Source organism: Rhodococcus sp. (in: high G+C Gram-positive bacteria) (assembly GCF_049286785.1).
GTDB lineage: Bacteria > Actinomycetota > Actinomycetes > Mycobacteriales > Mycobacteriaceae > Rhodococcus_F.
This window is the reverse complement of record NZ_JBAQEO010000088.1, coordinates 1-16,189: the sequence shown is the minus strand read 5'-3', so window position 1 is coordinate 16,189 and position 16,189 is coordinate 1. Positions and strand designations below refer to the sequence as shown.

At 66.8% G+C, this 16,189-nt stretch carries 15 protein-coding genes; 10 read left to right on the top strand and 5 right to left on the bottom strand.

Going from position 1 to position 16,189, the window contains the following annotated elements:
- Window positions 1–242: 242 nt before the first annotated feature.
- The 3 genes from WAW17_RS03270 to WAW17_RS03260 are packed head-to-tail and all read left to right on the top strand — an operon-like array spanning window position 243 to window position 4,670.
- Entirely contained in the window at window positions 243–959 is a 717-nt protein-coding gene (locus tag WAW17_RS03270) for a helix-turn-helix transcriptional regulator (protein WP_422331584.1), read from the top strand.
- Complete coding sequence (locus tag WAW17_RS03265) at window positions 952–2,046, top strand: hypothetical protein (protein WP_422331583.1); 1,095 nt, start codon at window positions 952–954, stop codon at window positions 2,044–2,046. The genes WAW17_RS03270 and WAW17_RS03265 overlap by 8 nt, the downstream gene beginning before the upstream one ends.
- On the top strand, window positions 2,043–4,670 hold the full coding sequence (locus WAW17_RS03260; protein ID WP_422331582.1) for a multicopper oxidase domain-containing protein: 2,628 nt from the start codon (window positions 2,043–2,045) through the stop codon (window positions 4,668–4,670). The genes WAW17_RS03265 and WAW17_RS03260 overlap by 4 nt, the downstream gene beginning before the upstream one ends.
- Here the strand turns inward: WAW17_RS03260 and WAW17_RS03255 are convergent.
- The 3 genes from WAW17_RS03255 to WAW17_RS03245 all read right to left on the bottom strand — a co-directional run bounded on the left by WAW17_RS03255 (window position 4,667) and on the right by WAW17_RS03245 (window position 8,316).
- Window positions 4,667–5,434, bottom strand: coding sequence for an MBL fold metallo-hydrolase (locus WAW17_RS03255; protein ID WP_422331581.1), 768 nt, complete (start codon window positions 5,432–5,434; stop codon window positions 4,667–4,669). The two genes, WAW17_RS03260 and WAW17_RS03255, sit on opposite strands and share 4 nt — an antisense overlap.
- 90 nt (window positions 5,435–5,524) lie before the next feature.
- Window positions 5,525–6,640, bottom strand: a complete 1,116-nt coding sequence (locus tag WAW17_RS03250; RefSeq protein ID WP_422331580.1) for an NAD(P)H-dependent flavin oxidoreductase — start codon at window positions 6,638–6,640, stop codon at window positions 5,525–5,527.
- Window positions 6,640–8,316, bottom strand: coding sequence for an acyl-CoA synthetase (locus WAW17_RS03245; protein WP_422331579.1), 1,677 nt, complete (start codon window positions 8,314–8,316; stop codon window positions 6,640–6,642). Before WAW17_RS03245 ends, WAW17_RS03250 begins: the two co-directional genes overlap by 1 nt.
- A gap of 79 nt (window positions 8,317–8,395) precedes the next feature.
- Between WAW17_RS03245 and WAW17_RS03240 the strand changes: the two genes are divergently transcribed.
- A complete protein-coding gene (locus WAW17_RS03240) occupies window positions 8,396–9,247 on the top strand; it encodes a crotonase/enoyl-CoA hydratase family protein (RefSeq protein WP_422331578.1) in 852 nt (283 codons plus the stop codon).
- A gap of 211 nt (window positions 9,248–9,458) precedes the next feature.
- Entirely contained in the window at window positions 9,459–10,247 is a 789-nt protein-coding gene (locus WAW17_RS03235) for a hypothetical protein (RefSeq protein WP_422331577.1), read from the top strand.
- Window positions 10,248–10,335: 88 nt separating this feature from the next.
- Here WAW17_RS03235 and WAW17_RS03230 read toward each other — a convergent pair whose 3' ends face one another.
- The gene (locus WAW17_RS03230) at window positions 10,336–11,373 is read right to left on the bottom strand and encodes an LLM class F420-dependent oxidoreductase (RefSeq protein WP_422331576.1); all 1,038 of its coding nucleotides are present in this window, start codon (window positions 11,371–11,373) and stop codon (window positions 10,336–10,338) included.
- A 79-nt stretch (window positions 11,374–11,452) separates the two neighbouring features.
- Here WAW17_RS03230 and WAW17_RS03225 point away from each other — a divergent pair, with 79 nt between their 5' ends.
- From WAW17_RS03225 to WAW17_RS03205, 5 genes are read left to right on the top strand one after another with little or no spacing between them, the layout of a single operon-like run.
- The gene (locus WAW17_RS03225; RefSeq protein ID WP_422331586.1) at window positions 11,453–12,433 is read left to right on the top strand and encodes a Zn-ribbon domain-containing OB-fold protein; all 981 of its coding nucleotides are present in this window, start codon (window positions 11,453–11,455) and stop codon (window positions 12,431–12,433) included.
- Between the two features lie 12 nt (window positions 12,434–12,445).
- Window positions 12,446–13,510, top strand: coding sequence for a thiolase domain-containing protein (locus WAW17_RS03220; RefSeq protein WP_422331575.1), 1,065 nt, complete (start codon window positions 12,446–12,448; stop codon window positions 13,508–13,510).
- A complete protein-coding gene (locus tag WAW17_RS03215; protein WP_422331574.1) occupies window positions 13,510–14,685 on the top strand; it encodes a thiolase domain-containing protein in 1,176 nt (391 codons plus the stop codon). The genes WAW17_RS03220 and WAW17_RS03215 overlap by 1 nt, the downstream gene beginning before the upstream one ends.
- A 47-nt stretch (window positions 14,686–14,732) precedes the next feature.
- Entirely contained in the window at window positions 14,733–15,596 is an 864-nt protein-coding gene (locus WAW17_RS03210; RefSeq protein ID WP_422331573.1) for a TIGR03619 family F420-dependent LLM class oxidoreductase, read from the top strand.
- 13 nt (window positions 15,597–15,609) lie between these two features.
- Window positions 15,610–16,053 (top strand): nuclear transport factor 2 family protein, encoded by a 444-nt coding sequence (locus tag WAW17_RS03205; protein WP_422331572.1) that lies wholly within the window; start codon window positions 15,610–15,612, stop codon window positions 16,051–16,053.
- Window positions 16,054–16,087: 34 nt separating this feature from the next.
- On the opposite strand, the gene WAW17_RS03200 is transcribed toward WAW17_RS03205, so the two are convergent.
- Window positions 16,088–16,186 carry a dsRBD fold-containing protein gene (locus WAW17_RS03200; RefSeq protein WP_422331585.1) on the bottom strand — a complete coding sequence of 33 codons (99 nt, stop codon included), beginning with the start codon at window positions 16,184–16,186 and terminating at the stop codon, window positions 16,088–16,090.
- Between the last annotated feature and the right edge of the window lie 3 nt (window positions 16,187–16,189).

Sequence of the window (16,189 nt, the reverse complement as noted above, 5' to 3'; positions counted from 1 at the left end):
CGAGCCTGTTCGAAGCCGGCGCCGTCACGCTCGACCGCGGTCAGCATCGCGTCGGTCAACGCAGCGACCCTTCCGGCGAGCTCGGCGTGGTGGCTCTTGATGGCTTCGACCGCCGCCGCATCCTCTGCGTTGGTCGCCATGACCACTTCGTCCGTCGTCATGATGCAGGTCCTCTCGGGGGTGCGTTGACTCACGAATCGGTCTGCTGGCCGATTGCCTTCCAATTTACTACAGTTAATTCCGTGGAAAATAGTGATCTCGGATACGGCCCGGCCCCGGCACCGGGGCCCCCGGCCCGTGCCCTGCTCTCACCACAACGCGCCACCGTGCTCGACCACCTGCGCCGGCAAGCACCGGCCAGGACAAACGACATCGCGAGTCAGCTCGGCCTGCACCCCAATACGGTGCGCGAGCACCTCGAGGCCCTGCTCGACTCCGGTCTGGTGACCCGAACCTCCGCGAGGGCACACGGCCGGGGACGCCCGGCCTGGCTGTACCGCGCTTCCCCCGACTCCGAACCCGACGTGCGCGTCCGTGACTACGCCGGCCTGGCCGCCGCGCTCGCCGGCCATCTCGCCCGCACCAGCGCGGACCCCGAGGCCGATGCGCGCTCAGCGGGCCGGGAATGGGGACGCGAGTTGATCCGGGAAGCTGCCGACGGCAACGCGGCCGACGACACCCGCCCACCGCGAGCACGCGTGCTCGACCTGCTGACCACGCTGGGATTCGCACCCGACGATTCCGGATCGGCCACGGACGGCGTCGCGTTGCGGCGGTGCCCACTGCTCGATGCCGCGCGCCGCTACCCCGCCATCGTCTGCCAGGTGCATCTCGGGATCGTGCAGGGCGCACTCGCGGAACTGGGTGCCCCGCCCCCTGCTCCGCGGGAACTCGATCTGATCCCCTTCTCCGAACCGGGTGCCTGCCGGCTGCTGTTACCGGGGGCCCCCGATGAGTGATCCGGCCGTCCCCTCCCGCGCCCTACTCCTGATCCCGGGTGGTATCGCACTACTTGCCGGGCTGGACGCCGCCCTGCTGCTTCTCGGACTGCCGGCACCGGTCACGTCGTCCCGGCTGCCGAGCGTGCACGGCGTGATTCTCGTGCTGGGCTTCGTCGGGACCCTGGTGGCGCTCGAGCGGGCAGTGGCGCTGGACCGGCGGTGGGGACTGCTCGCGCCCGCCTGCCTCGGCGCCGGTGGTGTGCTGGTGCTGACGGCCGCGCCGCGAACTGTCGGCGCAGCCCTGTTCCTCGTCGGCACACTGACTCTCGTCGCTGTGTACGTTCCGCTGTGGCGACGGGCGGGCGACGCGGCGATCCTGGTGCAGGCGGGCGGCGGAGTACTCGGCGCCGGAGCGGCGTTGTTGTGGCTCGCGGACGTTCCGGTCCCGTGGCTACTGCCTTGGCTGGCCGGATTCCTGATCCTGACCATTGCCGGTGAGCGGCTCGAACTCGCTCGGGTCGCGCTACTGGATACAGCAGCCGAGACGCAGCTGCTCGCAGTCGCCGGCGGCCTCGTCGCTGCGGTTCTCGCCGCCCTGCTGTGGCCGACGGTCGGTTATCCGCTGCTGGGCGCTTCACTGCTCGCGTTGATGTTCTGGCTGTGGAGGCACGACGTGGCCCGCCGGACGGTGCGGGCGTCCGGACTTCCGCGCTACATGGCCTGGTGCCTTCTCGCCGGCTACGCATGGCTGGCGGTGCCGGCGCTGGTGTGGCTGCTGACCGGTCCGGTGCGCTCGGGCGCCGGCTACGACGCCGTCGTGCACGCGCTGTTTCTCGGCTTCGTGATCTCGATGATCATGGCGCACGCACCCGTGATCCTGCCCGCGGTGATTCGGCGGCCACTGCCGTACACCCCGGTCATGTACCTGCCGGCGGTGCTACTCCACGCGTCGCTGCTGCTGCGTATCGCGGTCGGCGACGCACGCGGTATCGAGTGGGCGGTGCAGGCCGGTGGCGTGCTGAACATCGTGGCGGTACTGGCGTTCGCGGCGGTCGCCGTTCTGTCCGCGGTGCGCGCGGCCACCGCGGACGAGGTGAACGCATGAACCGCTCCTCCTGGCATCTACGTACCGGTGCGATCGTGTTCCTCTGGCTGGCGGCAATATTGGTGGTGTCGCTGGTGCATCCGTTCCTCCCGTATTCCGGGTGGCTGCTGGTGCACCTGCTGGGACTGGGCGCCGCGAGCAACGCGATCCTCATCTGGAGCTGGCACTTCACCGAGACGCTGCTGCGCAGACCCCCGGACGTCGGCCGTCGCGAGCAGGCGGTACGGCTGGCGGTCTTCAATCTGGGCGCCGTCGGAGTGATCGCCGGCGTCGTGTCCTCCTGGTGGCCTGCGGTTCTGGCTGGTGGCATCGCCGCCGCCGCCGTCAGCCTGTCGCATGCGTTCTCGCTGCTGCGCCAGCTTCGACGAGCACTCCCCGCGCGATTCGGCTTCACCGTCCGCTACTACGTCGGCGCCGGTGTCGCGCTGCCCGTCGGTGCCGGTCTGGGCGTGGCGATGGCGAACGACCACCTGTCCGGGGAACTGCACGAGCGCCTGGTGGTGGCGCATGCTGCGATCAACCTGTTCGGCTGGGTGGGGCTGACCGTGCTCGGCACCCTGGTGACTCTCTGGCCCACCATGCTTCGCACCCGGATGGCCGACGGTGTCGAACGCGCGGCGCGGCGCGGTCTGCCCCCACTGATCGTCGGCCTTCTCATCGGCGCGACCGGTGCGATCGCCGGCATTCCACTCCTCGCCGCGGCCGGTGTGCTCGGGTACACCGCAGCCGCGGGCTACGTACTCGCACCTCATGTCGCGGAGATCCGGCGGAAGCGGCCCACCGACTTCGCCACCATGTCGGTGCTCGCCGGGACAGTGTGGTTTCTGGTGTGCCTGCTGTACCTGGCGGTGGGGATCGCTCTCGCACCGAACTGGTTCGACGCAGCCACGGTCGCAGGCCTGGTCACGATTCCGCTGCTGGCAGGCTTCCTCGCACAGGTGCTCCTCGGCGCCCTCACCTATCTGGTTCCGGTGGTGCTCGGTGGTGGACCGCGCGCAGTGCAATCCGCCGGTGCGGTTCTCGACCGCGGCTCGGGGGCCCGGATCGCCGTGGCCAACAGCGGACTGCTGATCTGCGTGCTTCCCGTCCCCAGCCTCGTCCGGGTGCTGTGCTCGATTCTGGTCCTCCTGGCACTGGCCTCGTTCCTCCCGCTCGTCGTGCTCGCGGCCCGGACGTCCCGCGGCTTACGGGGCCGGACATCGGACGCCCCGCACCCTGCCGAATCCGCCGCGCGGCCCGCCCGGCCGAATCGGCGTCTCGGCATCGCCGCCGCCGGACTCGGCGCCGTCGTCTTCGCGGCAGCGGCGGGAGTGGCGGCAGACCCGGTCTCGCTCGGAATCTCGACGGTGTCGGCCGGACCGGTGACCGAAACCGGACATACCACCTCGGTCGAGATCCGCATCGACGGAATGCGTTTCGTGCCCGACACTATCGAGGTCCCCCGCGGTGACCGTCTCGTCGTCACCCTGAACAACACCGGTACCGAGCGTCATGATCTGGTGCTACAGAACGGGACCCGCACCCCCCGCACGGATCCGGGCGCGACCGCGACACTCGACGCCGGCGTCGTCGCCGGCGACCTCGACGGCTGGTGCTCGGTGACCGGACACCGGCAGATGGGGATGGTGCTGCGAGTGGAGGTGGGCACCGATGGCGAGGGCACCGATGGCGAGGGCACCGTTGCGACCCACGACGACCATCACTCGTCCGACGCCGCCTCGGGGGCCACGCTCGACGCCGCCGAGGTGCGACGCAGCCTCAGCGGCGAACCCGAGCCCGGCTTCGTGGCTCGCGACCCGGTTCTGCCGGCCGCGTCGCCGGAGTCGCTGCATCGTCTCACTCTCGGTGTGACCGAAGCCGAACGCGAAGTGTCCCCGGGTGTGACACAGAAGCTGTGGACGTTCGGCGGCAGCGCACCCGGTCCGACACTGCGAGGAAAGGTAGGGGACGTCTTCGAGATCACCCTGGTCAACGACGGCACCATCGGCCATTCCGTCGACTTCCATGCGGGCGCACTCGCGCCGGACGGGCCCATGCGCACCATCGATCCGGGCGAATCACTCGTCTACCGATTCACCGCGACGCGCAGCGGAATCTGGCTTTACCACTGCTCGACGATGCCGATGTCGCTGCACATCGCCAATGGCATGTTCGGTGCGGTCGTCATCGATCCGCCGGACCTGCCGCCGATCGACCGCGAATACGTGCTGGTGCAGTCGGAGATGTATCTCGGCCCCCAGGGTGGAGAGGCCGATGCCGACAAGATCGCCGCCGAAAATCCGGATCTCGTGGTGTGGGGCGGGTATGCCAACCAGTACGACCACGATCCGCTACAGGCGCGCGCCGGTGAGCGGGTGCGCCTGTGGGTGCTGGCCGCAGGTCCCAACCGGGGCAGTGCTTTCCACGTCGTCGGCGGCCAGTTCGACACGGTGTGGGCGGAGGGCGCGTACCGGTTACGAACGGATCCCGGGTCGAGCGGCGGCAGCCAGGTGCTGGGGCTCTCACCAGCGCAGGGCGGTTTCGTCGAGTTGACCTTCCCGGAGGCCGGTCACTATCCGTTCGTCACGCACTCGATGGTCGACGCGGAACGCGGAGCGCACGGGATCGTCGAGGTGACACCCTAGCCGCCGGAACCTGCGAACTGCTCGAACAGCGTGCGATCGTGGGCGTTGAACACCCGAGCCCGCAGTGATCTGTCGCCGGCCAGGTCACGCAGTGTTCGGTGATTCTGCCGCACCAGAGACCGATCGACGGCGATCGACCTCTCCAGGATTCCGAGAAATCGAGCTTCCCGGCTGGACGGTACCGCTGCCCGTTCGAGCGTGTTGTGGTGGTAGAAAGCGTCACCGGCGTGCACGAGCCATCCTTCGCCGCCCAGATCCACCGCGACGGCGGCGTGCCCACGCGTGTGTCCGGGAAGTGGCACCAGGAAGATGTTCGCCGCGACACCCCGCAGCGGATACGCGGTCGGGAATCGAAGCAGGGACTCGCCAGGTCCGTCATAGAGTTCCATCGTTGGTCCGAAGGCCCACTGCGGCGCGCGAAATCGAATGCGCTCACGCATCGACGAGGGATGCGCGGCCGCACCGAACTCGGCCCGCGTCGTGTGCACGGTGGCGGCGGGAAAGTCGGCGATTCCGCCGATGTGGTCGGCGTCGAAGTGGGTGACGACGATGTGGCGGACGTCGGCGACAGCGAAGCCCATACGCTCGATCTGCCGCCTGGCGGTCTCGTCCTCCGACAGAACGGCTCCGAGAGAGTGCCGCAGTATTCCCCCGAGCCGCGCTTTCGGGTTCTCGACGTCCGCGAGCCCGAAGCCGCTGTCGACCAGGACGAGGCCGTCCGCAGTCTCACACAGGAGCACATGACACAGCAGACGGCCCGCCACCGACGTCGGAACGAACCACAGTTCAGATGGTGGACGCGCATGACGACATCATCTCACCGCGAACCGGATTCAGGATCGGGGCACAGAACGTCAGCGCATCTCGTCGAGTCGGCTGACCGTCTGCTCGTAGCCCTGGACCAATTCGTCCATCACCTCGGCCACCGGACGGATCTTGTTCATCCGACCGACGATCTGGCCCACCGGCATCGCTACGACTTCGGGATTCTCCGACGCGGCGATACGCTGGTGCGCCTCGCTGACCAGAAGATTCTGCAACGGCATGGGCAGCGGGGACGGCGCTTCAGGCTTCGACCAGGCGTCCGTCCACTTGGTCTTGAGCAGACGCGCAGGCTTACCGGAGTAGATGCGCGAGCGCACGGTATCGGCCGATGTCGCGCCGAGCAGTGCCCGTTGGATCGCGGACGGCCCTTCGCCGGAGGCACTGCCCAGCTTGTACTCCGACGTGGTGAGCCAGTACGACCCCATCCACACCCCGGACGCGCCCAGCGCCAGTGCGGCCGCGACCTGACGTCCGCTGCCGATACCACCGGCCGCGAGCACAGTTGCGGAATCACCCAGAGCATCCACGATTTCGGGTACGAGCACCATGGACGCGATCTCACCCGTGTGTCCACCGGCCTCGTAACCCTGGGCGATCACGATGTCCACACCATTCTCGACGTGTCGCCGTGCGTGTTCGACAGCGCCGGCCAGCGCCGCCACCGGAACACCCTTGGCGTGGGCCTGATCGATGACGTCCTTGGGTGGCGACCCGAGTGCGTTGGCAATGAGTGCGATGCGGTGGTTGAGTGCCACGTCGACGTGTGAACGCGCCACCGAGTGCAGCCAGCCCAGCACACCCGTCGCGTGCTCGATACCCGAATCCAGCGGCGGCACACCCAGTTCCGACAGCGTGCGGTCGACGAACGCGCGATGCTCGGCCGGGATCAGCGACTCCAGGTCCACCGAGGTGCCCTCAGTCGGGACCTTGGCGGGCATCACGATGTCGACCCCGTACGGCTTGCCGTCGGTGTTCTCATCCATCCACGTCAGGGCTGCCTCGAGCTCTTCGGGGTCGTTGAACCGGACGCAGCCCAGCACACCCAGACCACCGGCCCGCGAAATCGCGGCCGCCACGTGCTCGGAGGGGGTGAACCCGAAGACCGGGTACTCGATGCCGAACTTCTCACTCAGACTGTTGTGCATTACGCGCCTTTGCTCGTCACTGTGGTGCTCTCGGGTGAACCGTTACCGTTGGTGTCATCGGCCGGACGGGACTCTGTCTGTTCCTTGGCCCAGCGGTAGTCGGGCTTGCCTGCCGGCGACCGCTTGATCTCGTCGACGTACCAGAGGCTGCGCGGAACCTTGTAACCCGCAATCTCCTTGCGTGCTGCCTCCACAAGCTCGTGCAGCCTCGGACGCGCTCCGCCGCGAGTCTGCACCACAGCGGCGACCCCTTGACCGAATCGCTCGTCGGGCACGCCGACCACCAGTGCGTCGAACACGTCGGGATGCGACTTGAGCGCACCCTCCACCTCTTCGGGGAAGACCTTCTCGCCGCCGGTGTTGATACACACCGATCCGCGGCCGAGCATGGTCACGGTGCCGTCGGCCTCGACCTGGGCGAAATCACCGGGAATCGAGTACCGGACGCCGTGGAATTCCTTGAACGTGGCCTTGGTCTTCTCTTCGTCCTTGTAGTAGCCGATCGGGATGTGGCCCCTGCGCGCCAGGATGCCGATCTTGCCCGACCCCGGTTCGACGGGATGGCCTTCCTCGTCGAGAACCGACGTCGAGCCGTCGATCTTCACAGTCGGTCCGCCGCCCAGGGACTTGCCCTTCTCTACGATGCTCAGTCCCCCGAAGCCGGTCTCGGACGATCCGATGGAATCGGTGATCATCCGGTTCGGCAGGAGTTCGAGGAACTTGTCCTTGATACTCGGCGAGAACAGTGCCGCCGAGCTGGCCATGAGGAACAGCGACGACAAGTCGTACGGTTCACCGGTTGCCGGATTTCCTTCGACCAGTGCGTCGAGCATGGGGCGCCCCATGGCGTCGCCGGTGATGAAGACGAGATTGACCTGGTGCTGATCGACGATCCTCCACACCTCGTGGCCGTCGAACTCCGGGTGCATGACGCACTTGCCGCCACCGAAAAGACTTTGGAACACCGCCCATTGGCTGCCACCGTGAATCATCGGCGGGATGGGGAAACGAGTCATGCCCGGGTTCTCGGCACCCAGCTTCGCCAGATCCCACTCGTCCTCGACGTACTCACCGGTCATGAAGTTGATGCCGCCACCGAGCACACGCCAGACGTCCTCGTGCCGCCACATGACGCCCTTCGGCTTACCCGTGGTGCCACCGGTGTAGAGCATGTAGATGTCGTCGTTGCTGCGTTCACCGAAGTCGCGGTCGGGCGAACTCTGGGCGAGCGCCGTCTCGTACTCGACTCCCCCGTACGCGGAGTAGTCGAGGTCGGTGCCGTCCTCGACCACCACGACGGTCTTCAGCAACGGAGTCGCGGGCAGGACCGCGGCCACCTTGTCGGAGTAGCGACGCTCGTGAACGAGCGCGACCATATCCGAATTCTCGAAGATGTACTGCAACTCGTTCTCAACGTACCGATAGTTGACGTTGACCATCACCGCACGGATTTTGAAGACGGCGATCATCGCCTCGATCGCCTCGATCGTGTTACGGCTGTAGATGCCGACTTTGTCACCGGGCTTCACACCGTGTTCACGCAGGTAGTGGCCGAGCCTGTTGGCCCTTTCCTCCATCTGCGCATAGGTGACTTCCCGGTCGTCGGAGACCAACGCGACGCGGTCCGGAACGAGGTCGATTGCGTGCTCTACGAGATCTGCGATGTTAAGGGCCACGTCAACAAAGTAGAACGTGTTACCGTTTCTGGCAAGACCCTGTTTGAGAGCCAGCTCACATACCTTCCGGGAGACTTCAGTGTCCTCTACCACCACCGAAAAATCCGGCACTTCGGAACATGCACCGCACTGCCTCGTCGAGAAGCGCGGACACGTTCTGATCGTCACGATGAACCGCCCCGAGGCGAAGAACGCCCTGTCCGGCGACATGATGGCGATCATGCGGGACGCCTGGGATCGGGTCGACTCCGACCCCGAGATCCGCGTCGCAATCCTGACCGGCGCCGGCGGCGCGTTCTGTGCGGGCGCCGACCTCAAGGCGATGACGTCCCAGCATCCCGGCGACTCGTTCTCGGCCGCGGAACGTGGCGAGGGGGGAAAGTCGTCGGGCTGGGATCTGTCACGGATCGACGCGCTCCTCAAGGGCCGTCGGCTCACCAAGCCGTTGATCGCGGCCGTCGAGGGCCCGGCGATCGCCGGCGGCACCGAGATCCTGCAGGGCACCGACATCCGCGTCGCCGGTGAGAGCGCGAAATTCGGTGTTTCCGAAGCGAAGTGGGGCCTGTACCCCCTAGGCGGGTCCGCCGTCCGACTGGTGCGGCAGATCCCGTACACCATCGCGGCGGACATCCTGCTGACCGGACGTCATATCAAGGCGCCCGAGGCCAAGGAGATCGGCCTCATCGGGCACGTCGTCCCGGACGGGCAGGCGCTCGACAAGGCTCTCGAACTCGCCGAACTGATCTCCGCCAACGGCCCGCTCGCCGTCCGCGCGATCCTGAAGACCATCCGCGACACCGAAGGCATGCACGAGGAAGAGGCTTTCAAGATCGACGCCGCTCTCGGCACCGATGTCTTCAAGAGCGCCGACGCCAAGGAAGGTCCCCGCGCCTTCACCGAAAAGCGCGCCCCGAAGTTCACCGGCGCCTGACTCTCGCTCCCCGGGCGAACGTATCGTTCGACGCAACAGATGCGTTGGACGGTAAATTCGCCCGGCGGCGGGCGGGTTATCCACAACCGCTCAACGATCCACAGGATCGGAGAAATCCCAGGTCACCGGCCATCCGATCCACACCGGGTCCGGGAGGATCACGGGTGTGCGACGGGGAGCGTGGGGATATCGGCTCGAAGACTTGTACGGAATGAGCCGCGACGGGATCATCAGGGTTGCCGAGTTGAGGCAGCTGGGGGTATCGAATTCGGCGGTCGATTCCCGCTGCCGTCCTGGCGAGCCGTGGCAACGATTACCGCCCGGCATCGTCATGCTCGGAAACGGCCACCCGACGGCCCGGCAGCGCGCGGTGGCCGCCGTCGCCTACACCGGTGAAGGCGCACTTCTCACCGGTCGCGCAGCCCTCCACGAGTACGGCTACGGTTCGCCGGCTTCCGGAGATGCCCACATCCTGATCGCCACGCACAGGCGGGTCCAGTCCACCGGCTTCGTGCTCGTCGAGGTGATCCAGCGAGGCGGTGTAACCGTCGCCGAACTGAGAACGGAACTCGATGCCGGCAGCGGCAGGGGGTCCGCTCTTCCCCGGGCAGTTCTGCGCGAGGTCAGCGCCGACGTCCACTCGGTGTCCGAGGCCGAGGCACGCCGACTCTGGTTGCGCAGCGGACTGCCCGAGATGGTCTTCAACCGCAAGGTGCTCGACGCCGGTGGACAGTTCATCGCCATGCCCGACGGGTGGATCGACGAGGTTGCATTCGCCTGGGACATCGACTCACTCGATTGGCATCTCTCTCCCAAGGCCTACAAGTCGACGGTCGAGCGCCGGACTCGGATGCAGAACCACGGCATCATCGTGCTGCCCACACTCCCGAGCGCCGTCCGCGACGATCCGGAGCGGGTGTCAGCCGACCTGCGTTCCCACTACCGGCTCGCTGCTTCGCGTCCACGACCCGACGTCCGAATGCTCGTTCCCGGCGGGTGAATGTACCTTTCGATGCCTCAGATGCGGTGGACGATACATTCGCCCGCGGTGGGGACCGACTGCGTGTCGGCGTCTACACCGGAACGGGTCAGCCGGTCACGGCCGCTGCCAGCTCCCGGACGTGGTCGGCGTCGCGGCAGGACACCAGCAACATCGTCACGCCGGCGTCCTCCCATCGCCGCACACCGGCGCGCACCTCGTCGAGATTGCCGATGATCATGGTCTCCGTGACCATCTCGTCCGGCACGACGGCAGCGGCCTCGTCCTTGCGCCCGGCGCGGAACAGCCGGCCGATCTCCTCGACCTGGTCGCCGTAGCCCATGCGGGTGTACACCTGCGCGTGGAAGTTGAGTTCGGGTGCGCCCATACCGCCGACGTACAGGGCGGTGATCGGCTTGAGGGCGGCAATCGCTGTCGCGCGATCGTCGGTGATGATCACCTGGCACGTGGCCGCGACTTCGAAGTCTTCTCGGCTTCGCCGCGCACCGGCCCGGGCGAAACCCTCGTCGAGCCACTTGTTGTACAGGGGAGCCAGCCGTGGTGAGTAGTAGATGGCGAGCCATCCGTCGGCGATCTCGGCTGTGAGCGCCACGTTCTTCGGTCCCTCCGCACCGAGCCAGATCGGCACGTCGGCGCGCAGAGGGTGGGTGATGGGCTTGAGCGGTTTCCCGAGTCCCGTACTGCCCGGCCCGGTATACGGCAGCGGGTAGTGGGGGCCGTCGTTGGTCACCGGTTCCTGGCGGGCCAGCACCTTGCGCACGATCGAAACGTACTCGCGGGTCCGCGCGAGCGGCTTCTCGAACGGCTGGCCGTACCAGCCCTCGACCACCTGCGGTCCGGACACCCCGAGTCCGAGGATCGCGCGTCCTCCGCTGAGGTGATCGAGTGTCAGCGCGTGCATAGCGCAGCTCGTCGGTGTCCGCGCGGAGATCTGGACGACGGACGTCCCGAGCCGGACGCGTTCGGTCCTCGACCCCCACCACGCGAGGGGGGTGAACGCGTCGGAGCCCCACGATTCGGCGGCGAACACGGCGTCGAATCCCTCGGCTTCCGCGGCGGCGATCAACTCCGGCGCATTCGCCGGTGGCTGCGCACCCCAGTACCCCAGTTGCAACCCGAGCTTCATCGAATGCCTCCGCATCGTCGGTAGTCAGAAGTGGCCCTTGCCACAAACACTAGAACCTGTTCTACTCGAAGTTGTGAGCATGGGAAAGAGCGCGGTGGCCGAAAACCTGTCGGACAAACCGTTGAGCGCTCCGCTGAAACTTCAATTCGACTACACGAGATCGGTGGGTCCGACCATCGGCGCCTTCGTGACCGCGCTGCGCGATCGCAAGGTCATCGGAGCCCGAGGCTCGGACGGGCGCGTCTACGTGCCGCCGCCCGAATTCGATCCGACGACCGCAGAACCACTCACCGACTTCGTCGGTGTCTCGGACGCCGGGACCGTCGTCAGCTGGACGTGGATGCCGGAACCCATTGCCGGACAGCCGCTCACCACCCCCTTCGCCTGGGCGCTGATCAAGCTCGACGGCGCCGACACCTCGCTGGTGCACGCGGTCGATGTCCGGTCGCCGGAGGCGATGAGCACCGGGATGCGAGTGCGGGCACGGTGGGCCGAGGAGCGCGCCGGGCGTATCCAGGACATCGAGTGCTTCGAGCCCGGTGAGTCGTCGAGCGAACCCGCCGTGGCCGGCGAGTCCGAGCCCGTCACGATGATCACGACCCCGGTCGAACTCGACTACATGCACTCGGCGTCTGCGGAGGAGAGCTACTACCTCCGAGGTCTGAAGGAGGGCAGGCTGATCGGTGGCCGCACCGGCCCCGGCGGCAAGGTGTACATCCCGCCGCGCAGCGCAAACCCCACGGACGGGATCCCGACGAAGGAACAGGTGGAACTTCCGGACCGCGGCATCGTCACCACGTTCTGCATCGTGAACGTGCCGTTCCTCGGACAGCGGATCAAGCCGCCGTACGTCGCGGCCTACGTTCTGCTCGACGGCGCGGACATCGCCTTTCTGCACCTGATCCTCGAATGCGACGCCGCCGACGTTCGGATGGGCATGCGCGTGGAGGCCAAGTGGAAGCCGCGCGAGGAGTGGGACTACACCCTCGAGAACATCGAGTACTTCAGGCCGACGGGTGAGCCCGACGCCGAGTACGACACCTTCAAACACCACCTGTAGAGGCGCGGCACAATGACAGATATCGCAGTCGTCGGCTTCGCGCACGCACCTCACGTGCGCGAGACCACCGGCACCACCAACGGCGTAGAGATGCTGGTTCCCTGTTTCCAGCAGCTGTATGGCGAACTGGGAATCACCAAGTCGGACATAGGTTTCTGGTGCTCCGGATCTTCGGACTACCTGGCCGGCCGGTCCTTCTCGTTCATCTCCGCGGTCGACTCGATCGGTGCCGTGCCGCCGATCAACGAATCGCACGTCGAGATGGACGCCGCCTGGGCCCTCTACGAGGCCTGGATCAAGATCATGACCGGCGAGGTCGAGACCGCATTGGTCTACGGGTTCGGCAAGTCGTCCGCGGGTAACCTCCGCAAGATCCTCTCCCTGCAGCTCGACCCGTATCTGGTCACGCCGCTCACCCTCGACTCCGTGTCGCTCGCGGGCCTGCAGGCCCGCCTCGGACTCGATGCCGGCAAGTGGACAGCGGAGGATATGGCGGCGGTGGCGGCCCGCAGCCGAGCTGCCGCGCAGAACAACCCGAACACGCAACTGTCGGGACACGTCGACGTCGAGACCCTGCTCGCGTCGCCGTTCATCTCCGATCCGCTGCGCGCACACGACTGCCCGCCGATCACGGACGGTGCGTCCGCGGTGATCCTCGCCTCGGGCGACCGCGCCCGCGAACTGTGTGAGCGGCCGGCGTGGATCACCGGTATCGAGCATCGAATCGACTCCCCCAACTTCGGGGCCCGCGACCTCACGGTGTCGCCGTCGACGACGATCGCGTCACGCGCCGCGACGGGCGGTGACGTCGGTGGAATCGACGTCGCGGAACTGCACGGTCAGTTCACTCACCAGGAGCTGATCCTCCGCGAGGCCATCGGACTCGAGGACGGCACCACGATCAACCCGTCGGGCGGGCCGCTGTGCGGCAACCCGATGTTCTCGGCGGGACTCGAACGCATCGGTTACGCAGCGAAGGCCATCATGGATGGTGACGCCGGCCGCACGCTGGCGCACGCGACGAGCGGACCTGTGCTGCAACAGAATCTCGTAGCGGTCATGGAGGGACGCAACTGATGGCGAACGAATTGGCCGCGGTGCTCGGCACCGGCCAGACCCACTATGTGGCCAAGCGGCACGATGTCTCCATGGCCGGACTGGTCCGTGAGGCAATCGACCGGGCGATGGAAGACGCGCGAGTGGGCTGGGACGACATCGACGCGATCGTGATCGGCAAGGCACCCGACCTGTTCGAAGGTTCGATGATGCCGGAACTCGCCATGTCGGACGCACTCGGCGCCAACGGCAAACCGCTGTTGCGTGTCCACACCGCCGGCTCCGTGGGTGGCTCCACCGCGATCGTGGCGTCGAGCCTGGTGAAGTCGGGCGTCCACCAGCGGGTGCTGACGGTGTCCTGGGAGAAGCAGTCCGAGTCGAACGCCATGTGGGCGCTGTCGACTCCGATTCCGTTTCACATGCCGGTGGGCGCCGGCGCCGGTGGTTACTTCGCGCCACACGTCCGCTCGTACATCCGGCGCTCCGGCGCACCCGAGCACATCGGTGCAATGGTGGCGGTGAAGGATCGGCTGAACGGCGCACTCAACCCGTACGCCCACCTCAAGCAGCCGAACATCACCCTCGAGTCGGTGCAGGCCTCGCAGATGCTGTGGGATCCCATCCGGTACGACGAGACCTGCCCCTCTTCCGACGGCGCGTGCGCCATGGTGATCGGCAACGAGGCCGCGGCCGAACAGGTACTGGCCGAGGGGCGTGAGGTGGCCTGGATCCACGCCACCGCCATGCGTACCGAGCCCACCACCTTCGCCGGACGGGACCAGGTGAATCCCCAGGCCGGCCGCGACGCCGCGGCAGCCCTGTGGAAGGCAGCGGGCATCAAGGATCCACTCGACGAGATAGACGTCGCCGAGATCTACGTGCCGTTCTCCTGGTTCGAGCCGATGTGGCTCGAGAACCTGGGCTTCGTCGCCGAAGGTGAGGGCTGGAAACTCACCGAGTCGGGTGAGACGGCCATCGGCGGGCGGCTTCCGATCAACGCGTCGGGCGGTGTTCTGTCGTCCAATCCGATCGGCGCCTCGGGCATGATCCGGTTCGCGGAATCGGCCATGCAGGTGATGCACCGTGCGGGTGACCACCAGGTGGAGAACGCCCGCAAAGCACTCGGTCATGCCTACGGCGGTGGTTCGCAGTACTTCTCGATGTGGGTGGTCTCGTCCGACCGGCCGAACAGCTAGATACAGCAGCAACCAGGTACAGCACCAACTAGGTACAGGGACAGCACATGAAGTACACCGTCGGCGTCGCCATGACTCCTCTCGACCAACTGCAGGCTCTCGCGAAGACCGCCGAGGAGTGTGGCTTCTCGTCCATCGCGCTCCCCGACTCGCTGTTCTTCATGGAGAAGCAGAGCGCCGACTACCCGTACACCCCGGACGGGTCGCGTATGTGGACCCAGGACACCCCGTGGGTGGATCCGTTGATCGCGGCGGCGGCGATGGGTGCGGTGACATCGAAGATCGAGTTCTACACGCAGGTACTCAAGCTGGGTTCACGCAACCCGGTCCTGCTCGCCCGTCAGGTGGGGTCGGTGGCCAACCTGACGGGCAACCGATTCGGTTTCGGCGTCGGAATCGGATGGGCGCCGGAGGAGTTCGAATGGTGCGGCGTCCCGTACAAGCGCCGCGGCGCTCGCGTCGACGAGATGATCGAGGTCATCAAGCTGATCCTCGGCGGCGGCATGGTGGAGTACCACGGCGAGTTCTTCGACTTCGACCGGTTGCAGATGAGTCCGGCCCCGAGCAAGCCGGTGCCGTTCTACGTGGGCGGTCATACCGACGTCGCGCTTCGCCGGGCGGCACGGGTGGGCGACGGCTGGACGTCCGCGATGATCAAGTTCGACGACCTGGTGCAGGTGATCACCCGGCTACGCCAGTTGCGCGAGGAGTACGGGCGCGCGGACGAACCCTACGAGATCCAGACCGTCTGCATCGACCGCTTCGGCAAGGACGGCTACGCGGAACTCGAGGACGCCGGAGTCACCGACACCATCGTCGTGCCGTGGATCTTCGACGGTATCGGATTCGACGGGCCGCTCGAGGCCAAGCAGGACTCCCTACGCAAGTTCGCCGAACAGTACATCTCCTAGAAGAGGACAACCCGTGACCAAGAACGACGCCGCCGCTCCGTCGGATGACACCGCCGAGCACCCCGCACGTGCGGCGGGGCGCGCCTCTCGCGAGGCGGCCAGTGGCCGGCGCAAGGACGAATGGCTCGCCCTTTTTGCGGAGGACGCCTGTGTGGAGGACCCGGTGGGGCCGTCGGGGTTCGACCCCGAGGGCAACGGGCACCGCGGACTCGATGCGATCTCACGGTTCTACGACATGACGATCGCGACCACCGAGTCGCTCGAGTTCCTTATCGACGACTCTCTGGTGTGCGGGAACGAGAACGTGAACATCGGAACCATCCGGTCCACGGTCGCGGGTGCACAGATCGATGCCGAGGGCGTGTTCATCTACCGGGTGAACGACGAAGGAAAGATCACCTCGCTCCGCGCGTTCTGGGAAGTCGAGCGGGCCATGAAGACGCTCAGGAAGGTGTGAGCGCGCAGCGCTGACTCGCACCTTCCCCGTGCGCTCACCCGTGCAGATGCGCGGGTTCGTGTGTGCTCGCCTCGATGTCCTCGGTTGCGGCTTCGAACAACTTGTGCGCGAGATCGGACAGTGCGCGTGCCACCGC